This is a genomic window from Actinophytocola sp. (genome assembly GCF_049647105.1).
Classification (GTDB): Bacteria; Actinomycetota; Actinomycetes; order Mycobacteriales; family Pseudonocardiaceae; genus Actinophytocola.
This window is the reverse complement of the sequence record NZ_JBARWZ010000189.1, coordinates 1-23,416: the sequence shown is the minus strand read 5'-3', so window position 1 is coordinate 23,416 and position 23,416 is coordinate 1. Positions and strand designations below refer to the sequence as shown.

22 protein-coding genes and 1 pseudogene are annotated in these 23,416 nt (G+C 71.1%); 16 read left to right on the top strand and 7 right to left on the bottom strand.

Annotated elements, in window-relative coordinates:
• Nucleotide 1 precedes the first annotated feature (1 nt).
• Genes WBA97_RS22680 through WBA97_RS22665 form a run of 4 tightly spaced genes read left to right on the top strand, consistent with a single transcriptional unit; the run spans nt 2 to nt 4,557 of the window.
• Nucleotides 2-544 (top strand): hypothetical protein, encoded by a 543-nt coding sequence (locus tag WBA97_RS22680; RefSeq protein WP_424232903.1) that lies wholly within the window; start codon nt 2-4, stop codon nt 542-544.
• Nucleotides 541-2,202, top strand: coding sequence for a hypothetical protein (locus WBA97_RS22675; protein ID WP_424232902.1), 1,662 nt, complete (start codon nt 541-543; stop codon nt 2,200-2,202). Before WBA97_RS22680 ends, WBA97_RS22675 begins: the two co-directional genes overlap by 4 nt.
• A 1-nt stretch (nt 2,203) precedes the next feature.
• Nucleotides 2,204-4,258 (top strand): ATP-binding protein, encoded by a 2,055-nt coding sequence (locus WBA97_RS22670; protein WP_424232901.1) that lies wholly within the window; start codon nt 2,204-2,206, stop codon nt 4,256-4,258.
• Nucleotides 4,258-4,557, top strand: coding sequence for a hypothetical protein (locus WBA97_RS22665; protein WP_424232900.1), 300 nt, complete (start codon nt 4,258-4,260; stop codon nt 4,555-4,557). Before WBA97_RS22670 ends, WBA97_RS22665 begins: the two co-directional genes overlap by 1 nt.
• A gap of 9 nt (nt 4,558-4,566) precedes the next feature.
• Here the strand turns inward: WBA97_RS22665 and WBA97_RS22660 are convergent, their stop codons facing one another.
• The 5 genes from WBA97_RS22660 to WBA97_RS22640 form a co-directional block, all read right to left on the bottom strand.
• A complete protein-coding gene (locus WBA97_RS22660) occupies nt 4,567-5,166 on the bottom strand; it encodes a hypothetical protein (RefSeq protein WP_424232899.1) in 600 nt (199 codons plus the stop codon).
• A 56-nt stretch (nt 5,167-5,222) separates the two neighbouring features.
• Nucleotides 5,223-9,977: a phage tail protein gene (locus WBA97_RS22655; protein ID WP_424232898.1), complete on the bottom strand. Its 4,755-nt coding sequence runs from the start codon at nt 9,975-9,977 to the stop codon at nt 5,223-5,225.
• Between the two features lie 24 nt (nt 9,978-10,001).
• Nucleotides 10,002-10,973, bottom strand: a complete 972-nt coding sequence (locus WBA97_RS22650) for a peptidoglycan recognition protein family protein (RefSeq protein WP_424232897.1) — start codon at nt 10,971-10,973, stop codon at nt 10,002-10,004.
• Nucleotides 10,970-11,239 carry a hypothetical protein gene (locus WBA97_RS22645; protein WP_424232896.1) on the bottom strand — a complete coding sequence of 90 codons (270 nt, stop codon included), beginning with the start codon at nt 11,237-11,239 and terminating at the stop codon, nt 10,970-10,972. The genes WBA97_RS22650 and WBA97_RS22645 overlap by 4 nt, the downstream gene beginning before the upstream one ends.
• Nucleotides 11,240-11,307: 68 nt before the next feature.
• Complete coding sequence (locus WBA97_RS22640; protein WP_424232895.1) at nt 11,308-13,326, bottom strand: cellulose binding domain-containing protein; 2,019 nt, start codon at nt 13,324-13,326, stop codon at nt 11,308-11,310.
• A gap of 211 nt (nt 13,327-13,537) precedes the next feature.
• On the opposite strand from WBA97_RS22640, the gene WBA97_RS22635 reads away from it, so the two are divergent.
• The 5 genes from WBA97_RS22635 to WBA97_RS22615 all read left to right on the top strand — a co-directional run bounded on the left by WBA97_RS22635 (nt 13,538) and on the right by WBA97_RS22615 (nt 18,624).
• On the top strand, nt 13,538-14,563 hold the full coding sequence (locus tag WBA97_RS22635) for a cellulose binding domain-containing protein (RefSeq protein ID WP_424232894.1): 1,026 nt from the start codon (nt 13,538-13,540) through the stop codon (nt 14,561-14,563).
• Nucleotides 14,564-14,597: 34 nt separating this feature from the next.
• Nucleotides 14,598-15,893, top strand: a complete 1,296-nt coding sequence (locus tag WBA97_RS22630; RefSeq protein ID WP_424232893.1) for a sensor histidine kinase — start codon at nt 14,598-14,600, stop codon at nt 15,891-15,893.
• On the top strand, nt 15,890-16,576 hold the full coding sequence (locus WBA97_RS22625) for a response regulator (RefSeq protein WP_424232892.1): 687 nt from the start codon (nt 15,890-15,892) through the stop codon (nt 16,574-16,576). Before WBA97_RS22630 ends, WBA97_RS22625 begins: the two co-directional genes overlap by 4 nt.
• A gap of 72 nt (nt 16,577-16,648) precedes the next feature.
• Nucleotides 16,649-17,539 (top strand): ABC transporter ATP-binding protein, encoded by an 891-nt coding sequence (locus WBA97_RS22620; RefSeq protein ID WP_424232891.1) that lies wholly within the window; start codon nt 16,649-16,651, stop codon nt 17,537-17,539.
• Nucleotides 17,539-18,624 (top strand): ABC transporter permease, encoded by a 1,086-nt coding sequence (locus tag WBA97_RS22615; RefSeq protein ID WP_424232890.1) that lies wholly within the window; start codon nt 17,539-17,541, stop codon nt 18,622-18,624. Before WBA97_RS22620 ends, WBA97_RS22615 begins: the two co-directional genes overlap by 1 nt.
• A 50-nt stretch (nt 18,625-18,674) precedes the next feature.
• Here the strand turns inward: WBA97_RS22615 and WBA97_RS22610 are convergent, their stop codons facing one another.
• Nucleotides 18,675-18,884, bottom strand: a complete 210-nt coding sequence (locus WBA97_RS22610; RefSeq protein ID WP_424232889.1) for a hypothetical protein — start codon at nt 18,882-18,884, stop codon at nt 18,675-18,677.
• On the opposite strand from WBA97_RS22610, the gene WBA97_RS22605 reads away from it, so the two are divergent.
• From WBA97_RS22605 to WBA97_RS22585, 5 genes are all read left to right on the top strand, one after another.
• Nucleotides 18,847-19,050, top strand: a complete 204-nt coding sequence (locus WBA97_RS22605) for an SDR family oxidoreductase (RefSeq protein WP_424232911.1) — start codon at nt 18,847-18,849, stop codon at nt 19,048-19,050. The genes WBA97_RS22610 and WBA97_RS22605 overlap by 38 nt on opposite strands.
• A gap of 136 nt (nt 19,051-19,186) precedes the next feature.
• Entirely contained in the window at nt 19,187-19,855 is a 669-nt protein-coding gene (locus WBA97_RS22600; protein ID WP_424232888.1) for an esterase/lipase family protein, read from the top strand.
• A 184-nt stretch (nt 19,856-20,039) separates the two neighbouring features.
• Nucleotides 20,040-20,780 (top strand): cobalt-precorrin-6A reductase, encoded by a 741-nt coding sequence (locus WBA97_RS22595; protein WP_424232887.1) that lies wholly within the window; start codon nt 20,040-20,042, stop codon nt 20,778-20,780.
• Nucleotides 20,781-20,798: 18 nt separating this feature from the next.
• Nucleotides 20,799-21,182 (top strand): VOC family protein, encoded by a 384-nt coding sequence (locus tag WBA97_RS22590; protein ID WP_424232886.1) that lies wholly within the window; start codon nt 20,799-20,801, stop codon nt 21,180-21,182.
• 82 nt (nt 21,183-21,264) lie between these two features.
• Nucleotides 21,265-21,636 carry an ATP-binding protein gene (locus WBA97_RS22585; protein WP_424232885.1) on the top strand — a complete coding sequence of 124 codons (372 nt, stop codon included), beginning with the start codon at nt 21,265-21,267 and terminating at the stop codon, nt 21,634-21,636.
• Between the two features lie 10 nt (nt 21,637-21,646).
• On the opposite strand, the gene WBA97_RS22580 is transcribed toward WBA97_RS22585, so the two are convergent.
• Entirely contained in the window at nt 21,647-22,147 is a 501-nt protein-coding gene (locus WBA97_RS22580) for an ATP-binding protein (protein ID WP_424232884.1), read from the bottom strand.
• Here WBA97_RS22580 and WBA97_RS22575 point away from each other — a divergent pair.
• Together WBA97_RS22575 and WBA97_RS22570 are read left to right on the top strand one after the other, a co-directional pair.
• Nucleotides 22,146-22,838: a response regulator gene (locus WBA97_RS22575; protein WP_424232883.1), complete on the top strand. Its 693-nt coding sequence runs from the start codon at nt 22,146-22,148 to the stop codon at nt 22,836-22,838. The two genes, WBA97_RS22580 and WBA97_RS22575, sit on opposite strands and share 2 nt — an antisense overlap.
• A gap of 70 nt (nt 22,839-22,908) precedes the next feature.
• Nucleotides 22,909-23,416: pseudogene (locus tag WBA97_RS22570) on the top strand (two-component sensor histidine kinase); the annotation flags it as partial.

The window sequence follows — 23,416 nt, the reverse complement described above, 5'->3', positions numbered from 1 at the left end:
CATGACCCTCTCCGTGGTGTATGCGCTTGACACGGGACATGTCGTCGGGGCGGTGGCCGTGACCGGTGATGCCGAGCCCGGCACGGTCGGCGTGCTCGTCGGGCCCGCGCTGCCGCTGCGGGTCGTGCTTGAGGACGGTGAGACCGCGGTCCTGTCGTTGCGGGACCGGCAGCTCGCGGCGCATGCCGCCGACGAAGAACCCGGCGTGTTCGCCGACCCGCTGGTCTTCGGGGTGGAACAGGTCGAGAACACGAACTCCGGTGTGACCGCGAAACCGGCGCTGCTGCGTCTCCCTCCGCTGTCGACCCCGCCGGAGTTCAACGCGATCGGGCTCCACGTCACGGTGCCGCAGGCCGTCGGGACGCAGGCCACCAAGGTGCTCGCGCTGGTCTCGCTCGGTGCGGAGACCCGTGCGCTGACGGGCGCGATCGAGCCGGGGGAGACGTCCGTGACGCTGCCGGTGGCCGTCGACGACGGGCCGCACGGCGTGCTGGTGCTGGTGGCGGGCTGGGCAGGGCGGCTGGAATCGGTGAACAAGCAGTGAGCACATCCACCGCCGAGGGCATCATCGTGCACCGGTGTGTGGTGCGCGTGGTCCGGCGCGGTGGGTGGAGCTGGGGGCCCGACCCGCAGAACCTGGTGCGGCGGGTCGTGGACGCGTTGCCGGACCTGCTCGCCGACCGGTTCGCCGACCACCTCGCCGAGCATCCCGACGACGACGGCCCGGACCTGGTGATCACCGAACCCGTCCGCGTCACCGTCCGGTTGGGACGGTCGAGCGGTAGCGCCGTGGTCGTCGAAGCCGCGCACGACGCGGCCGATCCGGTGGTGGTCGAGGTCGTGCCGGTCGCGCCCGAGCCGACCGGTCTGGGAGACGCGCCCGCCGTCGCGCGGGTATCCGCCGACGACGTCACGCCCGCGACGTTGTTCGCGGAGCTGGCCGAACGCGACGAGCTGGCGGCGTTGCTGGCGTTGCTCCCCGACTCCGTGCTGGTCACCTACGTGACCGCGCTGCTCGGCCACGCGCCGAGGGACGCGGACGGGACGGTGATCGGCGAGGTCGTGGCCGAACTCACCCGCCGTGGTTCGCCGGCGTCGCCGCCCACCGACCGCGCGGGTCTCCTGCGGCTGCTGGGATCGCTGCCCGAAACGGCCTCCGCCGCCGAGGTGCCCGAGGCGGCGACGCGCACCGAGACCTCGGTGCCCGCTCCGGTGGCGGTGGGGGAGACGCGGGTCTGTGGTGCGCTCCCGTTCCTGCTCGCGGGCCAGCTGGCGCGCACCGGGTACCTCGGTGCGATCGGGCCCGCGCTCGCCGGGGCCGGCCTGCTCGGCGAGGCGCCGCTGTTCGCCGCCGCGCTGGCTTACAAGGTGCTCGGCGCACCGGCCCGAGGCTGGCGCAGGACCGGCGCGGACCACGCCACCGCGGCCGCGTTCTCCGGTCTCGAGTCGGTACCCGACCTGGGTGCCTTCGCCCGGCGGGTGCGGCAGGCGCTGCCGGTGCTCGACGGCGTGCTCGCGTTGAACGCGTGCCGAGGCCACGACCCCGAGGACCCGCTCGTCGTCACCGGGGTGGACGACGGGCTGCTGCTGGTCGACGCGCAGGGCATGTTCCCGATCTCGTGGGCGCCGGACGTCGCGGGGCTGCTGCCGTACTGGACGGCGTGCGGCCAACCGCCGGTGGCCGTCTGCGACAGCCCGCTGCCATCGGACTGCCTGCGGGACCTGGCGTCGGCGGGCGTCGGCTTCGTGACCGACGCCCGTCCCCTGCGCGGCGACCCGGTGACCCGGCTGCCATGGCGCACTCCACTGTGGACCGCGGGTGACCCCGGCCCGCGCCTCGCCGCCGCGCTGCCCGGCCACGCCGACCGCGTCGACGAGCTGGTGCGCGAGGTGTTCACGGGCCGCCGCGCCGTGCCGAGGGCGGACGGTGCCGCGCTGGAGCACACGGTGGCGCTGGCCGCGTCCCTCGGGCTGGGCATGGTCGCGTGGGCGCTGTGGCGGGACCGGGAGACCACCGATCCGGTGGCGGCGTTGACGCGGTTCGCCGACCTGGAGGCGACGGTCCGGTATGCCGCAGAGACGGTGCACGTCACGCTGCCGCTGGGCCGCAGGCATGCCGACCTGCTGCACCACGGCGCGCTCACGGACGTCCACGACGTGGTCTGGCTCAGCGGCCGGACCCTGACCTTCTCCGGGGGCTGACATGGGTGGGCCGGCGGTCGAGCACCTCCGCCTCCGCCTGGCGGACCTGCACCAGGCGCTGCGGGTGGCCGTCGACCGCCAGGCGCGGGCGGCCGCGGCACTCACCCGTCCCGACCTGACCCCGTTCTGCGTCACCGACGAACAGGTCGGCGCGCTGCTGGGCCGGGTGGACGCGTTCACCGAGGCGATGACGGAGCCCGAGGAGCCGCCCCGGGGCGATCCGGAGTCCGAACAACACCTGCGGCGCCTGGCCGCGGCACGCGGCGTGACACTGCCGCTCGACGCGCTCGGCACCCGGTTCGGCCTGACCAGGCAGGAACAGGACGCGCTGCTGCTGGTCGTCGCGCCGGAGCTGGACGCGGCGTACGAGCGCATCTACGCCTACGTCGTGGACAACCTCAACCGAGGCGCGCCGAGCGTGGAACTGCTGGTGACGGTGGGCGCCGACACACCGGCCGCCCGGCTGGCCCTGCGCAGGGCACTCGGCGAGGCCGGGACGCTGCGCCGCTACGGTTTGGTCCTCGGCGGCGCGCAGGACCTGGCGCTGGGGGATGGCGTGTTCGAGTTCGTGCTGGGCTGGGGCGGTGACGTCGGCCTGCTGGGCCACGACCCTGGCGAGGTGGCGCAACCGGACTCGCCGCTGCAGGCCCCCTACCTGGCCTCCGACCGGCTGGCCCGCCTCGGCCGGGCACTTGGCGATGGCGAGGTGGACCTGGTCGGCCTGTGGGGCTGCCCGCCGGACAGCCAGCTCGACGCGGCACAGGCACTGGCGAGAGCGGCGGGGAGACCGCTGCGCCGCATGACGTCGGACCTGACCGCCGACCTCCGCACGGCAGCCGCGATGAACGCGATCCTGTGGCTCGGCACGGATGACCCCATCCAGCCGGACGAGGTGCTGGCGCGGTCGAGGGTGCCGGTGTGCCTGACCGGCGTCACACCGTGGCGCCCGCCGAGGCTGCTGGCCACCCGCACCTACGCCGAGCTGACCATTCCCGCGCCGGACTTCCCGGCCCGCCATGCGATGTGGCAGGCCGCGTTCCCGTTGCTGGACAGGGAGATCATCGCCGACTACGCCGCCCGCTACCGCATGAGCAGCGGTGAACTCCGCGCGGTGGCGGCGGTCGCCGATGTCGACGCCCGCCTGTCCGGGAACGATCGCACCGCCGCACACGTGGCACCGGCGATCGCCACCGTGACCCGTGGCAGGCACAGCAGTGCCGTGCAGTCGGTTGTCCCGCGCCGCACCCGCGAGGACCTGGTTCTCCCGGGCGCGCAGATGCACCAGGTCACCGAGATCGCGTCGGCGGCGCGGGCGTGGCCACGTATCGCGGAGGCGTGGGGCTTCGCGAAACGCACCGCACACGGCGGCATCAAGGCCCTGTTCACCGGCGAACCGGGAACGGGCAAGACGATGACCGCTGAGGTGATCACCGGCATGCTCGGTCTGGAGCTGCTGAAGGTCGACCTGGCGCAGGTCGTCTCGAAATGGGTGGGGGAGACGGAGAAGAACATGGAGGCCGTCTTCCAGCAGGCGGAGGACAGCCACGCGGTGCTGCTGTTCGACGAGGCGGACGCACTGTTCGGCAAACGCGGTGACGTCAAGCACGGGACTGACCGCTACGCCAACCTGGAGGTCGGCTACCTGCTGCAACGCCTGGAGGCCAGCGACGGTTTGGTGATCCTGACCAGCAACCTCAAGGAGAACATCGACTCCGCGTTCACCCGCCGCTTCCAGTTCGTGGTGCACTTCCCCCGCCCTGGCGCAGGGGAACGCAGACGGCTGTGGCAACAGGCGTTCCCGCCGGAGGCCCCACTGTCGGCCGACATCGACCTGGAAGCGTTGTGCCGCCTGGACATGACCGGCGCGGGCATCACCGCGGCGGCCCGAGCCGCGGCCCTGACCGCCGCGGACACCGAAAGCCCGGCGATCGGCATGCGCCACGTGGTCAAGGGAATCTCCCGCCAGTTCCAACGCGAGGCCAGACTGTTCCGCCCATCGGAACTGGGCCCGTATGCTGAGCTACTGGCCGACAACGGAACCCGGGGTGATCCGTGATGTCCGAGCTACTGCCACCGCAACACCAACCAGCAATACCGGTGACCGCGCAAGAACTACGCATGGCGGCCGCCTCGGACCGAGGCAGGAAACCACTGGTGATGGTGCCCGCGGTCATCGGCAACGCCCAGGCCGCGAAGACCGCGACGGACTCCCACTCGAAGCCCGTGCCCTCCCACGTGGCGTCGACCTTCGCCGTGGGCCAGGACCGAGTCGGCAACGCCGCGATCGCAGGCGCGGCCATGCGCACCGTCCCGATGGTGGCGGTCCCGAAGAAGGAAAGTGCCCCGGGCCGGTGAGCCTTGGCGTCAGCCGACCCGCCGCTGCAGTTCTTCGATGCGCGTGACCATCTCGTGCGCGGCATCGACGTCCTCGTCGTCCAGGCCGCCGCCGCTGTGGCCTGCTGTCCGTCGCCGTTCCCGCGCCACCCAGGTCGCGTTCGCGATGTGGTGCTCGTGGAGCGCGGCCAGCAGGGAGTTCGCACGGGTCATGATCGAGGCGTCCCGGCCGGCCGCGTAGTCGATGCTGACGACCGTCGACCGGCCTGCCGCCAGCTCGGTCCGGCGGTAGCAGAGGAACTGGTCCCCGAGGCCAGTGTCTTCGTCGCCGTTCCCGTCTTCGTCCGGGTCTTCGTCCTCGCCGAGGCACACACCCAGCGGCACGAGGTCCGGATCGCGGGCCAGAACCTTCCTGTCGAGGCTGTCCATCGAGGCGGTCGTCTGAGGTGGTCCGCCGCGGTCCAGTGGCCGGGCCAGCACCCAGGGTCGGACGGTGAAGTGGAACATCAGTCGTGGCGCTGCCTCGGCGATCACGAAGAACTCGTCGGGGAACCTGACGCCGTAGCATTCGCGCAGGACCTCACGGGGACCTCGCCCCGCTTCGTACAGTGCGAGTGCCAGCCGGGCCATCGAGGGGTAGTCACCGCGCGCTGCCTCCGCGCGGAGCCGGTCGAGGGGGTGCTCGGTTATGACCTGCCGCCTCCACCCTGGTTCTGTTCGTTCATGATCCGGTTCAGCAGACGGTGCAGCCGGTCCCACATGCTCTTGAGCTCGTTGGCGGTCATCGCGTCGATGATCCGCTCCGCGATGTCCTCCGCCAGTTTGATCGTGTCTCTCATAGCCTGCGGGCTGCCTTGCTCGACCGCGTCGCCCGCGATCGTAGCCGCGTCTTCGTGGAGCTGGGTCAGGACCTCCTGGATCTCCGAACTGCGCGCGGTCAGCCGGGGCTTGTCGGTCATCAGCAGGACGACGTCCTCGACACGGTTGAAGATGGCGCGCCGGAGGTCGCGCTGGAACGCGTTCCTGGCATCCCGGTCCAGCCCCCGCAACGCGGGATTGGCCAGGGTGAGCTCCCGCGCGAGATTCATGGCGCTAGCCATGGTTTGCGACTGGACTATCAACGCGTAGGCGCGATGGGCGCGCCGGATCCGCCTCTCGACTATCTGACCGTTCTCGACGGTGAGCATCCGGCGCCGGGCCGCGGCACCGACCCCGGCGGGAGTCACCTCGAGGCCACGTTGCACGTCCCCGGGCACCGCGCTCGTCACCGTGCTCGCCTCGGGTGCGAACTCGATGGTGAACGTTGTACCGAAGACCTCCATCAGTCTGTTGCGGAGGAACCGGCCTTCCGCGTGGCCGACGCCGTAGAGCTCGCCCTGGACCTCGAGCAATCCCCTGCTGCGTGCGTTGTCGAAGATGCCGTTTTCGTGCCGCCGGTCCAGTGCCTTGATCAACATGTTCGGTTCGGTGGGGTAGAGCATCTGCGGATGCAACTGCCCGACCGCCACACGGATTGCCCGGTCCACCTCGTTGGACCACATGGTGAGCTGCTTCCTGCGCCTGGCTTCGCCCCGCCTCCACCTGAACCCGCCGAAGCGGTAGCCGCCGATCATCATCAGCGGATGTTGCTCGATGTCCTGGAGGATCTTCGCGTACGCGGCCAGCACACCCATCATGTTCTTGGCGCTCACACCGGTGTCGGCGTCCTGACCCACGAGGTGCACCACCTCGTTAACCTTCGCGAGCGCGCGGGACGCCCGCTGGACGTACGAGGACGCGAGGACCTCCTGCCGGAAGAGGCCGTAGGGCAGCGCTTCCTTGCCCCGCAGTCCACCCTCCTTCTTCTCGGCGAGTGGTTTCTTGGCGACGGGCAGCCGGTTGTACTTCCTGCGCACGTCGGAGAAGCGGGCAGGCTTGTCTGTCTTGGTGTTGTGCCACTTCGGGGTCCACACGAAGCCGAAGACCGCCATCAAGAGTTCCGGTGTTCGGTGGATGGCCGCGATGGCAGCGCCGATCTCGCCCCTGCCCGTGGTCGGGTTGAGGTGCTCGAGTGAGTTGATGCCGATCACGACGGCGGTTCTCGCCGCTGCCATGTCCTCGGTGCCCCCGGTCCACGCCTGGGTGAGGTAGCGCACGGCCATGTCCGGCTTGTTCTTCACCTCCGATGGGATGGTCGCGATGGTGACGACGAAACCGGTCCGGTGGTCGAGTCCTTCCATCGGGATGATGCTCGGGTCCAGTTGTACGAACGAACCTTCACGGCGCTTGATCGTGAAGCCGCCCTCGGCCTTGACGATCTCGTAGGGGAAATCGTCCAGCGTCAGTTCGACCTGCTCCGTCTCGCCCGCCGGGTTGATGGTCACCCGGATCGAGTAGTCGTCATCGCCCTTCTTCTTCAGCTGGATCGAGGTGAGCCGGTGCTGCCGTTTGATGTTCTGGAGCCCAGCCTGGACGGTCTTCGGCGTGGCGTCCTCTGCCCGGAGCAGGCGCCGCGCGTCGCGGAGTGCTGCGGCCAGCGCGCGCGCCTTTGCCTTGTCGGAGCGTCGGTCGGGGCGTCTCCTCGTGCTGCTGCGCCGGTCGCGGCGGCGGCGGGATGGTCTGCGCCCGCGTGGATCGCGATCCTTGTCTGCGCGTGGCTTCTTCGGCTTCTTCCGCCTGTCCAGCTTCGCCTTGAGTTTGGCCCATAGTTTCTTCAGTAGGCCGGTGATCTTGTCGATTACCCAGTCGATGGCGCGGTTCACCGGGCGGGCGAGTTGCTGGAAGATCTGTTTGACCTTGCCCGCGATCCCGCCGATGCCCAGGATCGCGGCCAGTGCACCGATGAGGACCGGGATCGACTTGGCCATGGCGCGTTCCACCAGCGCGGGGACGCCGCCGGTGCCGCCGCGGGCGATGGCGATCACCGCGTCCAGGACGGTGTTGACGAACTCGATGATCTGGCGGCCCTGGGTGACGATGAACCGGACGATGTCGATGATCATCTTGCAGGCGCGGATGAACGCCGACGCGGGGTTGAACAGTGACACGATCCACGTGACGCCTGCGATGATGATGGTCGGCAGCAGGTAGGACACCAGTTTGCCGATCAGGTCCTTCTTCAGGTCACCGACGCGCTCCTTGAGGTCGGACCACAGTCCGGCGACGCCGCGTTTCCTGGCTTCGACCACGATCGGGATGGCGTCCGCGCCCGTTTCGGCCGCTGCCATGGCACGTGGATCGACCTTGCGGGCCAGGCGGGCGCGGAGGTTGGGCCACGACAGGCCGAGCAGTCCGGCGATCATCACCAGGATGCCCAGTACGTCGAACGTGGTCGGTAGTTGCAGGCCGGCGCCGACGCCGGTGCCCAGCAGCCATGCCAGTACTCCCTGTTGCAGGTGACGGCCCGCGTTCTTCATGAACAGCTTCAGGCCGCCGCCGACTCCCGTGATCAGGTTGCCAAGGAACCCGATCGGGTCGCGCAGGATCAGGCCGATCGCGGACGCCGCCTTGCGCAGCACGCCCATCAGCAGGCGGCCCAGCTCCTTGATGGTGTTGATGACACCACTGATCGCGTCGGCCGCCTTCGATACCAGGCCCTTGTTCTTCTCCTTCTCCGCCGCTATCTCGGCGTCGACCGCCTTGACCGCGTCCGTGTACTTCGTCGCGAGGGTGTCGACCAGGGCGGTGCCCTTGTCGTTGACCGTGTCCTTCAGCTCGTCGAACTGGCCCTCGAACTCCGTGGCTGCCTCGCGGCCGATTGCCCGCAGATCCTTGGGCAGCTTGTCGACCGCCTCCTTCAGCTCCGTGCGGCCGGTGGCGATGCGGTCCTTCGCCTTGCGCAGTTCGCGTTCCACGGTGTCGGCGATGTTGGTGATGACCCCGCGCATCGCGGTCAAATAGTTGTTCTTCGCGCGGACGTAGATCTCGTTCGCTTCCTCGGGGAGGTCGGCGAACAGGTCCTTGACCCAGCGGGCCTTCCCGGTGAGTCCCTTGTAGCGCTTGCGTTTGTACTCGCGCATCCCCTCCGTGTGCTCTTCGGTGAACGTGTCGCGGGCGCGTTTCTCCTCGGTGGTGAACTGCTCGTCGACCGTCTTGTCGAGGTCGGACAGGATCTTCTCGACGTCGCACTTGGTGCGGTCGAACAACTTCTGCAACAGCGCGGTGACCTGGGTCCGCTTGTCCTGGTCCTCGCCCTTGCGGCCGACCTTGCCGACGCTTACCTCGTCGCCGGTGCGCGCGCGGGTGGCGTGGAGGTCACCCATCGCGGCCGCACCCTTCGTCGCCGCCTTTGACTTGACGTGCTTGATCTCCCGCGCCTCGCCATCGCGCAGTTCGCCGGGTGCGGTCTCGGAGTGGGCGTCCATCGCCTTCTTGTCCCGCACCGCCTTGTCGAAGGCGGGCTCGCGCGCGTTCTTGAACGACAGCTGCTGCTCGGTGACGTTCGCCGCCGCCATGTCGCCCTCGACCCGCGCCGGGCCTGCCGACATGTCGGTCGCCGACGGCGGCAGCGGGTCGGGGACGGCCTGGGCGGGGTTGGGCGCACCCGGTTTGCCCGGCATCTTGTCCGGCGCCAGCGGCACGACCTGTTTGGCGTCCGGCGCGGGTTCCGGCACGGCCGCGGTCGTGTCCGCGATCTCCTGCGCCGAACCTTCCTTGCCCGCCTCGACCTCGCCTTGGACCTCGGCCTTGACCTCCTCGGCCTTGCCGGAGTCACCGAACTTGTCCGCGTCGTCCAGGTTCTGCGGCGCCCGCTTCGCGATCGCGTCCTCGACCGCCTTCACGAACGCGGCCTTGTCGAACTCCTTGGGCTGCGCGGCATCCATGTCCTCGGCGTGCGCCGCCTTGCCCCGCGCCTCCTGGTCGTCGGCGGGCGGCACCGACGCGGCCTGCGCCGCACCCGCCTCCGCCGTCGCGGGCGGATGGCTCGACCCGATCAGCCGCTTCTTCGCACGCACGTCCTGCTTGAGCGCCTGGAACTTCGGGTCCGTACCGGGTGACCTCGGCCCCGCCTCCTCCTTGCCCTGCTTGTCCTTGCCCTGCTTCGCCTTCTCCTCGGGTCCAAGGGCCTTCTGGTCGGGAGCCTGCGCGGGCGGTGCCTTGACCTTCGGCGGCGTCTTCGGCGGGGCGGGCTTCTGCTTCTTCGCGGGCTGCCGCGGTGCGGTGGCGGGTGGTGCGGTCGCGGCCTGGTTCGCGATGACCTGGTTGCCGACGAGGTTCTGCCCGGCCAGCAGCAGCTGCCCGGCCCAGCCCGACGGAGCCGGTCCCTCCCCGCGCGGCAGCGTCCCCAGTGCCGAGGTCAGCGCCGCGTTCCCCAACTGCGTGCGTGCCGCCACCACCTCGGCGGAACCCCGCGCCATCGCCGTGCCGCCGGACGGCACCCGCGCCCGCGCCACATCCGGCGCCGGCGACAACGTCGTCGGAGCGACAGGAACTGGCGTGCGCGCCTTCACGGGAACAGGCATCCGAAGCCGCCCCTCGCTGTCGGACTACCGCCCGTTTCTCGCGACCGCGGCGCGGAGCTTCGCGTCGAAGTCGTCCAGCAGCTCGGGGCTTAGCTTCGTCGCGAGCGCCTCCGCGAGCTGGTCGAGCTGTTCCGGCGTCACCGCCTCGTCCTGGGCCTCGACGGCCTCCTGCACGCGCTGCACCGCGGCCAGGATCCGCGCCTCGTCGTCGGACATCGGGGACAGCCTGCGGGACAGGAAGTTGCCGTCCAGCGTGTCCAGCACGCGCGCGGGGCGGGCCCCCGGCGCGTCTGCCGGTACCTCCCGCACCGTCTCGCCGGTCGGGTCCTTGGGGTCGCCCACGTAGTAGCGTTGCGCCAGGATGCCCGCGACGCGGTCGAAGACGAACTTCAGCCACCTGTGTTCTTCCGGGGTCACATCGTCCTCCACATTCCTCGCCGCGTCGCGGAACGCGGCCATGTCGATGGTCCGGCCGGGTGCGTCACCCGGGTCGAACTTGCCGGTGATGCTGGTCTCCGCGTGCGCACGGACGCGCCTGATGTCGCCGCCGCCGCACACGTCCGCGACCGCCTTTGCCCACACGAGCGCGGACCGGTACTGCGCGGTACGCATCGGCGACGTGCCCGGGTACACGATCTCCAGGCCCATTACCCGCCGGTTGAACAGCGTCGTGACCGGCAGCGGCCCCATGGACCGCCCGCCCGACGCGCCCGCGTGGTTGGCCGGATGCGCGGCGATCACGGTGATCGTGCCGTCGTCGTTGCCCGCGTAGTTGCACAGCGGGCCACGCAGGTCCGGCCTGCCGTTGATGAGCAGGTTGCCGACACCGGTGCCGGGAATGGCGATCCCGTGCCCGGTGGCCGTGTGGTGGACCAGCCCGCCCTCGTACGCGGAGGTCTGCCCGTTGCCTCGGGACTGCCACCCGCCCGCCTCGCGCACGGGGATCCCGGCCGCCCGCAGCCGCGCGTTGATCTCGAGGCACCGTGCGACGCTCACCTCGGCACCTCGATGGTCAGCGGGTTCGCCGCGATGTCCGCTTCCGGGGTGAAGTCGGGCAGCAGGTAAGGGGCGGAGGCCTCGGTGTCGAGCTCACCGGTGACGAGCAGCCCGTTCCCGTCTTCCTTGGTCGTGACGCGGACCGCGTCCGCGTGGGTGGCGGGGTCGTCGCCGGGATCCGCCACCGAGGACAGGTGCGCACGCACGTGCGCCTCGACGTCCGGCACCCGTTCGGGCGGCGACCACCGGGAGTAGCGCAATGTCATGGGGACAAGGATGGCTGGCGGGTACTCTCCGATCGTCTCCCACGCGTCGCCACCCCGTCACCGCGGCATCAGCCGGTGGTGCAGGGGACTCCGTTGAGGGTGAACGACATCGGCTGGACGTCGGGGCCCTGGTAGGAGCCGACGAAGCCCGCCGAGGTGGTGGCGCCGGGGGCGAGGACGCGGTTGCCGTCCACGTTGGTGGCCGTGACCGTGGTGCCCGACTGGGACCAGTTGGCGTTCCAGCCGCTGTCGGTGTGTTGCCATGTGGTGGGCCACGCGAACGAGAGCGTCCACGAGTCGATCGGGTGGGTGCCCGTGTTCGTGACGTCGACGTTCGCGACGAAACCGTTGCCCCAGTTGGAGGTCTCCGCGTAGCGGACCGAGCACGTCGATGTCGCGGGGCTGGTGGTCTGGAAGGTCAGCGGGGGAGAGGCCCACGACACGCGGCCCGCGCCGTCCCTTGCCACGATGTTGACCGTGTAGCGGGTGGCGGGCGTCAGGTTGGTGACCGTGAACGACGTGCCCGTGGTCTCGCCCCACGACTCGCTCGTGGTGCCGAGTTGGCGGTGCAGCTCGTACTTGACGCCCGGGGTCGTCGCGGGCCAGGTCAGGGTCGCGGCGTGATCGGTCACCGCCGTGGCGGCCGGGCGGCCCGGTGTGGTGGGCACGGTCGGCTGGGCGGACGGGCGCAGCAGCAGCGTGGTCAGTGAGTACGGCGGGAGCGTCACCGCGCCTGCCGTGCCCGTGGTCGTCGTGATCTCCGTGGCGCCGTTGCCGTAGGTCAGCACCTGTGCCGCCGTCGCCGGTGAGTAGCCCGCGTAGTCGACCTCGACGGTCTTCGCCGCGTTCTCGCTCTGGTTGAGCAGCATCACCGCGAGGCCGCCGTCGGTGTGGCGGGCGGCGTGCGCCTTCACGAGTGGGTCGGACGTGCTCGCGCCGACCAGCTGGTCGCCGGGGTGTGCGAACCGGGACAGCATCGCCAGCGCGTGGTACGGGGCGAACGGGGTGTTGAGCGCGGGCTGGCACGTGGCGCCGTCCTCGGTGCAGCCGCCGCTGGAGAGCAGGCCGAAGTCGTGGAAGTCGGGCTGCCCGGCGATCGTGGACGCGCGTTCGATTCCATTGTGGACGTTCCACCAGTCGACGTTGAACACGCCGTTCGCGATCAGCGTCGCGTACGCGTCGGCGGCGAACAGCGCGCCCGGCTGGGTGTTGCGGCCGTAGGACGTGTTCAGCTCGGTCATCGCGATGCCGATGTCCTTGCCCGCGAACCGGCGCGCCTGCTCGCGCACCAGCCGGACCTGGTCGGCGATCCGGTCCGTCTTCGGCAGCACCTCGGGGCCGGACTCGCCCGTCGGGTACCAGTGCACGATGCCGTAGTCGATCTCCGGGCCCGCGATCGACAGCACCACCTGGTTCCACGTGCCGGCGTCGCCATCGGCGGTGATGCCGTCCGGCCACTCGCCCGGCGTGGTGAGCACGGCGCCGACCTTGATCGTCGGGTCGACCGCCTTCATCGCCCGCGCGTAGTCGCGGACCAGGGTGGCGTACTGGGCCGGGCTCTTGTCGGGGTGGTCGTCGGCCTCCCAGTTCGCGCCGTAGTGGCCGTTGCCGTACAGCTCGTTGCCGATCTCCCAGTACTCGACGTCGTAGCCCTTCTCGACGTTCGCGTACCGCACCCAGTCCGCCGCCTCCTGCGGCGTGCCCGTGCCGTAGTTGGCCGTCACGATCGGCCGCGCGCCAGCGCGCCGCACCCCGGCCATGAAGTGGTCGAAGTCGGTGTTCGGTGCGACGTAACCACCTGGCGCGGTGTGGTCGCGCCAGTGGTAGATGTCCGAGTACGAGCCACCCGGGTAGCGCATGGCCCCGACACCCGCGTCCCGCATCAGGTCCGCGACCTCGGGGGTGCCGAGCTGTGCGTCCCAGATGGCGTGGTTCACCCCGATCGCCGGGTCGGCGACCTTCTCCAGGCCGGCCCTCGCGTTGACCACCACGGTGACCTCGGCGTCCGCCGCGGCGGACGGCGGGCCCGCCATGGGGATGGCGGCGAGCGCGAGCACCAGCAACGCGGCGGGGCGTGATCGCTTCATGGGTTGTCCTCGTCGACGGCAGTGTCTGGGAGCGCTCCCAGGTTCCGGTAGTTCCGGAGTTTTGTCAACGGGCACAAGCGGTTCGTGATCACGGACGGTTGGGCCGAACAGGTGGTTGCCGCGCGGGAGGATTGACTTTCGCGGTGATCAGGCGGGACTGTTCGACCACCTAGCTGGGAGCGCTCCCAACCAACGACGCGGGGGAACGACCATGGCCAGAAAGCTGTTCGTGCTTGTCGTCACCATCGCGCTGGCGCTCCTGTCCGTCCAGCCCGCGGCGGCCGCCGCGCCGGTGCGGATCATGGCGCTCGGCGACTCGATCACCGCGGGACCGGGCTGCTGGCGCGCGCTGCTCTGGGACCACCTGCAGCGCACCGGGTACACGAACATCGACTTCGTCGGCACCCAGACCGGTGGCGGGTGCTCGGTGGCACACGACGGCGACCACGAGGGGCACGGCGGGTACTCGGCCACGGGCATCGCGGACCAGAACCAGCTGCCGGGCTGGCTTTCCGCCACGAACCCGCACATCGTGCTGATGCACCTTGGCACCAACGACCTGTGGGGCGGCACGATCCCGACCGGGACGATCCTGGCCGCGTACACGAAGCTGGTCGGCCAGATGCGGGCGAACAACCCGGACGTGAAGATCATCGTCGCGCAGATCATCCCGATGGAACCGGCCAACTGCACCGGGTGCGCGCAACGGGTGGTGGCGCTCGACGCCGCGATCCCCGGCTGGGCGGCGGGACTGTCCACGACCCGGTCGCCGATCACCGTGGTGGACCAGTGGACCGGTTTCAGTGCCACCACCGACACCTTCGACGGCGTGCACCCGGTCGACTCCGGCTTCCAGAAGATGGCCGACCGCTGGTACCCCGCGCTGACCGCCGCGATCGGCGGCACCACCCCGCCGGACGACCCACCGCCCTCGGGCGAGTGCACCGCCGGCTACGCGGTGACGGGCCAGTGGAACGACGGCTTCCAGGGCGAGGTGACCGTCCACAACGGCACCACGTCGGCGCTGTCGGGCTGGACCGTCACGTTCTCGTTCGACGGCGGCCAGCGGATCAGCCAGGCGTGGAACGCGACCGTCACGCAGAGCGGCACCACGGTGACCGCGCGGAACGTCGGCTGGAACGGCGCACTGGCACCAGGCGCGTCGGCCACCTTCGGCTTCCTGGGGAGCTGGTCGGGCACCAACACCCCGGTGACCGCGAGCTGCGCGGCCGCCTGACCTGCACGAGCCGGGGTGAGCTACCTTGGCCGGCATGGCGCGGGACGAAACGGACTGGAGTGCGTGGCGGCGGCCCGGGCCCACACGAGCGCAGCAGCGGCACGACATCGGGATCGCGGCCGCGGTGCTGGTCGGCGCCCTCGGCATGACCGTGCTCATCAACAGCATGGGCGCGTTCGCGTTCGGCTCCGCGCCACGGCTGACCGAGCAGCTCATCTGGAGCGCGGCGCTGCCCGTGCCGCTGGCGGTGCGGCGCCGCTTCCCGCTCGCCGTCCTGCTCGTCGTCGGCGTGTTGTTCATCGCCGCGCAGGTGCGGCAGATCGGGGACAACCTCATCCCGTCGATCGTGTTGTTCCTCGCGCTCTACACCGAGGGGGCGTGGGAACGGAGCCGGTCGACCGCGCGCTGGTCGCGGATCGGCGTGATCGCCGCGATGTTCGGCTGGCTCGTGGTCTCGATCGCCATCTCACTGCCGTGGCCGGACGCGGCCGAGTACACCGCGGCCGCCGGGCCGCTCGACCCGAGGCTCGCGTCGGTCCTGTACGGCTTCGCGTTCAACGGGATGTTCTTCATCGCCGCGTACGGGTTCGGCAACATGGCATGGCTTTCCGCGCGCAGGCACGCCGAGCTGACCTGGCGCGCGGAGCAGTTGCGGGAGTCACAGGAGCAGAACACCCGCGGCGCGATCGTCGCCGAGCGCGTGCGGATCGCCCGCGACCTGCACGACGTGGTCGCCCACCACGTGTCGGTGATGGGTGTGCAGGCCGGTGCCGCCCGGCGGGCACTCGACAAGAACCCCGGGCTCGCCCGCTCCGCGCTCCAGACGGTCGAGCAGACCGCGAGGACCGCCATCGGTGAGCTGCGCGGCCTGCTCGGCGTCCTGCGTGCCGAGGACACCGAGCAGGATGACACGGCGTCGCCGGGGCTGGACCGGTTGCCGGAGCTGGTTTCCTCGGCCCGGTCGGCGGGGCTCGAGGTGCGGCACGGCGTGTACGGCGAGCCGCGGCCCGTGCCCGACGGGGTGGCGGTGTCGGCGTACCGGGTCGTGCAGGAGGCGCTGACCAACGTGGTCAAGCACGCTGGCGCCCGCACGGCCGAGGTCCGCGTCCGCTACCTCGACGCCGCGCTGGAGGTCGAGGTCACCGACGACGGGCATGGCGCGAGGAACCGGTCGGACGGCCGGGGGTTCGGGCTCGCCGGCATGCGGGAGCGGGTCGCGGTGCACGGTGGCGAGCTGGAGGCGGGGCCGCGCAGGGACGCCGGTTACCGGGTCCGCGCGAGCCTGCCGGTCGGCGCGGCGCCGACGACGGACGAGAACGGGGACGCATGACGTTGCGGGTGCTGCTGGTCGACGACCAGGACCTCGTCCGCGCGGGGTTCCGCGTCATCCTCGGGATGGAGGACGACATCGAGGTCGCGGGCGAGGCCGGGGACGGGCTGGCCGCCGTGGACCTCACCACGCGGCTGCGGCCCGACGTGGTGCTGATGGACGTCCAGATGCCCGGCCTCGACGGCATCGAGGCCACCCGCCGCATCCTGACCGGCGCCACGGTGGACGCCGCCGAGGCGGACGTCAAGGTCGTCATCCTCACCACGTTCGACCGCGAGGACTACCTGTTCGAGGCGCTGCGGGCGGGTGCGAGCGGGTTCCTGCTGAAGAACGCCTCGCCGGAGGACCTGGTCGACGCGGTCCGGGTCGTCGCACGCGGCGACGCGCTGCTCTCGCCGGAGGTCACGCGCCGGGTCGTCGCCCGGTTCTCGACGGCCACCCCGCCTGCCCCCGCGCACCGGCCGCCCGAGCTGACCGACCGCGAGTTCGAGGTGCTGGTCCAGCTCGCCCGCGGCGCGAGCAACGCCGAGATCGCCGCCGAGCTGTACCTCGGGGAGGCCACCGTGAAGACGCACGTGTCGCGGGTGCTGACCAAGCTCGGCCTGCGGGACCGCACGCACGCCGTCGTCTTCGCCTACGAGCGCGGCATCGTCGCGCCGGGCGGGGCCGAACCGCGCGGGTAGTCCGCGCGGCGGACCCGGCGGTCGGCCGCGCGCCGGACGCGCACGACCGTGTTCGCGGCCTAGCGTTGCGGCATGTTGAACGTGACGTCCATCAGCCGGAGCTTCGGCGACCACCTCGTGCTCGACGACGTGTCGTTCGATGTCCGCCCCGGCCGGATGACCGGGTTCCTCGGCGCGAACGGATCCGGCAAGACGACGATGATGCGCATCATCCTCGGGGTGCTCGCGCCGCAGGGCGGCTCGGTGACCTGGCGGGGCGAGCCGGTGACCCAGCCGGTGCGGCAGCGGTTCGGCTACATGCCGGAGGAACGCGGGCTGTACCCCAAGATGAAGGTGGCCGAGCAGATCGGGTGGCTCGGCAGGCTGCACGGGCTGACCGAGGAGCAGGCCGTCACCAACACCGACCGCCTGCTGGAGCAGCTCGAGCTGACCGCACGGGCGGGCGACAGGCTGGAGGCGCTCTCGCTCGGCAACCAGCAGCGGGTGCAGGTGGCGGCCGCGCTGGTGCACGAGCCGGACGTGCTGATCCTCGACGAGCCGTTCTCCGGGCTGGACCCGATCGCCGTCGAGACCGTGCTGGCGGTGCTGCGCGAGCGGGCCGCCGACGGCGTCCCGGTGCTGTTCTCCAGCCATCAGCTCGCGGTGGTCGAACGCCTCTGCGACGACCTCGTGATCATCTCGGGCGGCACGATCGCGGCCGTTGGCGCGCGGGAGGAGCTGCGCGCACGGTACGGCTCGGCGCGGTTCGAGCTGGTCGTCGACGCCGACGCAGGCTGGCTGCGCGACCACCCCGGCGTGCGGATCGTCGACCTGGACGGCCCGCGCGCGGTGTTCGAAGCGACCGAAACGAACGGCGGCCGCGTCGACCAGCAGGTGCTGGCGGCGGCACTGCGGCGGGGAGAGGTCCTCGGTTTCTCACCGGTCGTGCCCTCGCTCGACGAGATCTTCCGGGAGGTCATCTGATGGCGGGCACCTCGTTCTACTCGGCGACGCGGCTGATCGCCGAGCGGGAGATCAAGTCCCTGCTGCACACCAAGGGGTTCTGGATCGGCCTGGGGGTCATCGTGGTCGGGATCTTCGCCGCGGCGATCCTGCCCTCGGTGTTCGGCGGCGACCCTGACAAGGTCGCGGCCGTCGGTCCGGAAATGTCGCGGGTGCTGGCCGGGACCGACCTCGAGGTCCGCGAGGTCGCCGACGTCGCGGCCGCCGAGGAGCTGGTCCGGTCCGAGGAGGTCGACGCGGCGGTGGTGCCGGACACCACCGGCGACTCGCCGAGCGGCGTGCGCGTGGTGGCGCTGGACGACCCGCCGACCGACATCGTCGCGCAGCTGACCGTCTCGCCGCCCGTCGACCTGCTGGACGACGCCACGGTGGGGCAGGGGGAGCGGCAGGTCGTGATCATGGTGTTCGCCCTGCTGTTCCTGATGTTCGGGGTCGGCGGGACCGCGATCGCGCAGAGCACGGTCACCGAGAAACAGACCCGGATCGTGGAGATCCTGGTCTCGACGATCCCGGTGCGCGCCCTGCTGGCAGGCAAGATCGCCGGGCACGCGCTGCTGACGCTCGGTCAGGTGCTGGTGCTCGCGGTCGCCGCGCCGATCGCGCTCAGCATCGGCGGTCAGACGGAGCTGCTGTCGGTCATGGCACCGGCACTGGGGTGGTTCGTGCCGTTCCTGTGCCTGGGCTTCGTGCTGCTGGCCGCGATGTGGGCGGTCACGGGGTCGCTCGTGAGCAGGCAGGAGGACCTCGGGTCCACCATGGGCCTGGTCATGATGCTGGTGATGGGGCCGTACTTCGCGGTGATCTTCTTCTCCGACAACGCCACCGTGATGACGGTCCTGTCCTATGTGCCGTTCTCCGCCGCGATCGCCATGCCGGTGCGGCTGTTCGCTGGTGAGGCGCAGGTGTGGGAACCGTTGGCGTCGCTGGGTTTGCTGGCCGCCTCGGTGGTGCTGATCGTCATGCTGGCGAGCCGCGTGTACTCGGGTTCACTGCTGCAGACCGGCGGCAAGGTCCGGCTGACCAAGGCATGGGCGCACGCCGACTGATCGGGTGGTTCGGTGGTGGTGTTCCGCCGCCACCGAACCACTTCCGTGGTTCACCGCTCGGCGGTGACCACGTCCCACGCGGCGTCGGCGCGCTCGGCCACCGCGATCAGCGTGGCCCGCGACGCGCCGTCCCGTGCCTGCACGGACATGCCCTGCATGGCCGCGTTGTAGAAGGCCGCGACCCCGGCCGCGTCGGCCCCTGCCGGCACGTCGCCCTCGGCGATCCCGCGGTCCACCCGCTCCTGGAACAGGCGTTCCATCCCCTGTGCGGGCGGCGACGGCGCCGAGGGCCAGCGTGCGCTGATCCCGCTCGGCCACTACGGCGACGTCGTCGATGTCGCCAACACCGTCGCGTTCCTCGCCGGTCCAGGCGGCCGCCACGTGAACGGCGCCAGCATCACCGTCGACGGCGGCGCGAACGCGTGACCAGGGGGGCAGCGCGGGAGGATTCGGGCAAACGGGGTGTCGGCGGGCCGGGAGACTGGTGATTTCGCCGATGTTACCGGCAAGTCACATACGCGACCCTTTGACGACGTCCCCAACCCCCTGCTTGGAGGGATTCATGCGTCGAATTCTCGGTGCCGTGCTCGCCTTCGTCGCGGCGTTCGCCGTGTTCTCGCCCGCGCCATCGGCTAGCGCGTCCACCAGCACGCCGGTCGTGTTCGTACACGGCTACACCGGCAGCGCGTCCAACTGGACCACCGCCATGTCGGTCTTCCGAGGGCAAGGCTGGTCGAGCAGCAACCTGTTCGCCTACGAGTACAACTCCTACGGCAGCAACGTGACCAACGCCCGCGGTCTGGCGAGCTACGTGGACCAGGTGAAGTCGCGGACCGGCGCCAGCCAGGTCGCGATCGTCAACCACTCGATGGGTGGGCTGGTGAGCCAGTACTACCTGAAGGTGCTGGGCGGCAACACGAACGTCAGCCACCTCGCGTCGATCGCGGGCGCCAACCACGGCACGACCTCCGCGGGTGCGTGCCTGGTGTTCGTCACGTGTCAGCAGATGTACCCGGGTTCCTCGTTCATCGCCCAGATCTCCTCTGGCGACGAGACACCGGGCGCGACCCGCTACGCCACGTGGTACTCGGCGTGTGACGGCGTCATCCTGCCGTACACGAGCACGCGGCTCGACGGTGCGACCAACAACACGGTCGCCTGCGAGACGCACCTCGGGTTCCTGACCAACACCTCGGTCCTCGGCCAGATCGCGAACTACGTGCGCAACTGACCGGCCCGTCCGAAACGTGCCGCCCTCCGCGTCGCGGAGGGCGGCACCGCCACGTCCGGGGTCACCGCGCTGCCCGCGGTGGTCGGGGGCTGTGGACACTGGTGCCGACGACGGTGAGGTCGTCGACAGGGAGGTGTCCAGTGCCCATCGCGAGGGACCTGGCGCGCACGGGAGAAGGGCCGGTATGAACCGCTGCGTCGCGATCCTCGGTGGCACCGGGGAGGCCAGGGAACTGGCCGAGGAACTGGCCGGACGGCGTGGCACGCGGGTCGTGTCCACGCTCGCGGGGCGGGTCCGGCAGCCCCGGCTGACGGCCGGGGAGGTGCGCGTCGGCGGTTTCGGCGGGCCGCAGGGCCTCGCCGACTGGTTCGCGGCCGAGAAGGTCACCGCGATCGTGGACGCCACACACCCGTTCGCCGAGCGGATCAGTGCCGCCGCGGCCAAAGCCGCGCGCTACGCGGGGCTTCCGCTCGTCCTGCTCCGGCGGCCGGGCTGGACGCCGGCAGCGGGTGACGACTGGCACTGGGCTGACTCGCTCGCCGAGGCCGCGGCCATGATCCCCGGGCTGGGACGGCGGGTGTTCCTCACCATCGGACGACAGGGACTGGCCGCGTTCGCCCGCTCCGACCGGTGGTTCCTCATCCGCTGCGCCGACCCGCCCGGCCTGCCGCTCCCGGCGGGCAAGGAGCTGATCCTGTCCAGCGGTCCGTACACAGTGGACGGTGAACGCGACCTCATGACCACCCACGACATCGACCTGCTCGTCACCAAGGACTCCGGCGGCGGCCACGCGGCCGCCAAGCTCACCGTGGCGAGGGAGCTGCACCTGCCGGTCGTGATGGTGCGCAGGCCGACGCCGCCGGACGTGCCGATCGTGGCGACCGTCGACGAGGCCCTCGGCTGGCTGGGTGGTGCGCAGCGGTGATCACCCTATGCTGCGGGCATGGAGTTCCTGATGAGCCGGGTGATCCTGCACCCACGTGACCCCGCCCGGTCGGTGGCGTTCTACCGCGACACGCTCGGCCTGGCCGTGTACCGCGAGTTCCCCGGCGGGACGGTGTTCTTCCTGGGCAACGGGTTGCTCGAGGTGTCGGGCCGGGGGGAGACCGGCCCCGGCCCCGACATCGTGCTGTGGCTGCAGGTGCGCGACATCGCGGAGACCGCGCGGCTGCTCACCGAGCGCGGTGTGGCGATCGAACGCGGGCCGGTCGAGGAGCCGTGGGGCCTGGTGGAGATGTGGGTGTCGGACCCGGACGGGCTGCGGATCGTGGTGGTCGAGGTACCGGCCGACCACCCGATACGGCGCGACCAGCGGCAGCCTTCCTGATCGTCAGGAAGTCGTCAGGTCCGTCGCCTGCCCGCGCCACCAGGATGGGGCCGACGGGTTTGTCGTCCGGGGGAGAGACCGCGTGACCCTGCCGTTCGCCGACCAGGCCACGCTGATCATCCCGACCGTCGGCGAACCGTCGCCGGACGACGTAAGGGCCTGGGTCCAGGGCATCCTCGCCGAGGTGCCGAACGTCCCCCGGCTGCGTGCCGCGTTCGTGATCGAGGAGCTGCTCGGCAACGCCCGCGAGCACGCGCGGCCGCCGTTCGTGCTGCGGGTCGCCTTCGACCGCACGTACCGGGCCGTACGGGTGTTCGTCGAGGACTGCGCGCCGCACAGCGGTGGCGCGTGGCGGTCCGGCGCCGGGCTGGCGCTGGTCGACGGGCTCTGCAGGGGCTGGGGCGTGGAGCGGCGTGCCAGTGCGAAGACGGTGTGGGCGGAGGTCGGGTGGTGACGGTGAGCCGTCACGGTGCGCGGTGTCGCCTGGCGGCGGCCGGTGGGACGAGCACGGGAAGCATCGCCCATACCGTCTTGCCCGCCACCTCGCCCCGGACCCGGGCAGGTTCGACGCCCCACCGAGGGCATACGCCGCGCACGACGCGCAGCCCCCTGCCCAGCCGCCACTCGTCCGCCCCGCCGGGGGAGCCGTCGGTGACGGCGAGCCGGATGAGGTGGCCGCGCGACCGGCCGGTGACCCCTACCCGGTACGGCGGCGCCGCGTGGGCGAACGCGTTGGCGACCAGTTCGCCGAGCACGACGGCGGCCTCGCGGATCGCGCCCGGTGTGCAGCCGTCGAGCGGCGCGCGCAACCATGTGGACAGGCCGGCGCGGAACACGGGGTCGACCGTGGCGAGGTGGATCTCCGCCGGCAGGCGTCCCGCCACGCCGGGTGCGGTGTCGGTCACCCCGACATCCTTGCCGCGCCGCAGCAGGCCACACCTGACGAACGGCTGACGATTCGACATGACCACCACGTTGTTGCTCGTCGAGGACGACGCCAGGATCCGGGAGGCGCTGCACCTCGCGATGGCCGACGAGGGCTATCGGGTGATCGAGGCGGCGACCGGCGAGGACGCGCTCGCCCTGCTGGCGCGGGAGGAGCCGGAACCCGACGTCGTGCTGCTCGACCTGATGCTGCCCGGGATGGACGGGCTCGTCGTGTGCGCACGGATCCGCGAGCGCGGCGATCTGCCGATCATCATGGTGACCGCGCGCTCCGGGCCCAACGAGGTGATCGCCGGGCTGGAGGCCGGGGCGGACGACTACGTGACGAAACCGGTCGACGCCGGTGAGCTGAGCGCCCGGATCCGCGCGCTGCTGCGCCGGGTCAGGACCGGTGACCCGGATGTGCCATCGGTGGCCTCGCTCGGCGAGCTGACCGTGCGGGTCGCCGAGGGCCGGGTGCTGCGTGGTGGCGAGGAGCTGCCGCTCACGAAGACGGAGTTCCGGCTGCTGTGCGCGCTGGTCATGGCCGGTGGCGCCGTGGTGACGCGCGAACAGCTGCTGGAGCGGGTGTGGGAGTACGGCTACTTCGGCGACACGAGGCTGCTCGACGTGCACGTCCGCAGGCTGCGCCGCAAGATCGAACCGGACCCGGGGCGGCCGACGCACGTGGTCACCGTCCGGGGCGTCGGGTACCGGGCCGGTACGCCGTGATCGGACCGCGCGGATGAACATCGCGAGCCGTTTTCCGTTACGTGCCAGGGTGATGGCGTGGTTCAGCCTAGTGTCGCTCGTGGTGGCCGGGGCACTCGCGATCGCGACATGGCACCTGTCCACCGGGTACATGCTCGGTCAGCGGGAGCGCAGCGCGATCGCCCAGGCGAGCGGCAACGCGCGGCTCGTCGAGGCGCAGCTGCGCCGCGACGCCGACGGGCTCTCCGAGCTGATGACCGGCCTTGGCGCGGAGGTCGAGTCCGCGGTACTGCTCGTCGACGGCGGTGGCTGGCTCTCCGGCGGCAACCGGGTCGACCCGCGCAGGTTGCCCGCCGCGTTCCTGGAGACCGTGCGAGGCGGGCACGCCGCGCACCAGCGCACCGTGCTCGACGGGATACCGGTGCTCGCGGTGGGACTGCCCCTGCCGGAGCTGTCCGCGACCTACTTCGAGGTCTCGCCGATGCGGGAACTCGACCGCACGTTCCGCTTCCTGAGCTGGCTGCTCGTCGCGGGCACGGTCGTGAGCGCGCTCGCCGGTGCGCTGCTCGGCCGGTGGGCGGCCACCCACGCGCTGCGCC

Excerpts from the sequence above, each read along its gene's own strand:
- WBA97_RS22680 (WP_424232903.1), top strand. The coding sequence starts at position 2 with ATGACCCTCTCCGTGGTGTATGCGCTTGACACGGGACATGTCGTCGGG.
- WBA97_RS22670 (WP_424232901.1), top strand. The coding sequence starts at position 2,204 with ATGGGTGGGCCGGCGGTCGAGCACCTCCGCCTCCGCCTGGCGGACCTG.
- WBA97_RS22665 (WP_424232900.1), top strand. The coding sequence starts at position 4,258 with ATGTCCGAGCTACTGCCACCGCAACACCAACCAGCAATACCGGTGACC.
- WBA97_RS22660 (WP_424232899.1), bottom strand. The coding sequence starts at position 5,166 with ATGGCCCGGCTGGCACTCGCACTGTACGAAGCGGGGCGAGGTCCCCGT.
- WBA97_RS22655 (WP_424232898.1), bottom strand. The coding sequence starts at position 9,977 with ATGCCTGTTCCCGTGAAGGCGCGCACGCCAGTTCCTGTCGCTCCGACG.
- WBA97_RS22645 (WP_424232896.1), bottom strand. The coding sequence starts at position 11,239 with ATGACATTGCGCTACTCCCGGTGGTCGCCGCCCGAACGGGTGCCGGAC.
- WBA97_RS22640 (WP_424232895.1), bottom strand. The coding sequence starts at position 13,326 with ATGAAGCGATCACGCCCCGCCGCGTTGCTGGTGCTCGCGCTCGCCGCC.
- WBA97_RS22635 (WP_424232894.1), top strand. The coding sequence starts at position 13,538 with ATGGCCAGAAAGCTGTTCGTGCTTGTCGTCACCATCGCGCTGGCGCTC.
- WBA97_RS22630 (WP_424232893.1), top strand. The coding sequence starts at position 14,598 with ATGGCGCGGGACGAAACGGACTGGAGTGCGTGGCGGCGGCCCGGGCCC.
- WBA97_RS22625 (WP_424232892.1), top strand. The coding sequence starts at position 15,890 with ATGACGTTGCGGGTGCTGCTGGTCGACGACCAGGACCTCGTCCGCGCG.
- WBA97_RS22620 (WP_424232891.1), top strand. The coding sequence starts at position 16,649 with ATGTTGAACGTGACGTCCATCAGCCGGAGCTTCGGCGACCACCTCGTG.
- WBA97_RS22615 (WP_424232890.1), top strand. The coding sequence starts at position 17,539 with ATGGCGGGCACCTCGTTCTACTCGGCGACGCGGCTGATCGCCGAGCGG.
- WBA97_RS22610 (WP_424232889.1), bottom strand. The coding sequence starts at position 18,884 with ATGGAACGCCTGTTCCAGGAGCGGGTGGACCGCGGGATCGCCGAGGGC.
- WBA97_RS22600 (WP_424232888.1), top strand. The coding sequence starts at position 19,187 with ATGCGTCGAATTCTCGGTGCCGTGCTCGCCTTCGTCGCGGCGTTCGCC.
- WBA97_RS22595 (WP_424232887.1), top strand. The coding sequence starts at position 20,040 with ATGAACCGCTGCGTCGCGATCCTCGGTGGCACCGGGGAGGCCAGGGAA.
- WBA97_RS22590 (WP_424232886.1), top strand. The coding sequence starts at position 20,799 with ATGGAGTTCCTGATGAGCCGGGTGATCCTGCACCCACGTGACCCCGCC.
- WBA97_RS22575 (WP_424232883.1), top strand. The coding sequence starts at position 22,146 with ATGACCACCACGTTGTTGCTCGTCGAGGACGACGCCAGGATCCGGGAG.
- WBA97_RS22580 (WP_424232884.1), bottom strand. The coding sequence starts at position 22,147 with ATGTCGAATCGTCAGCCGTTCGTCAGGTGTGGCCTGCTGCGGCGCGGC.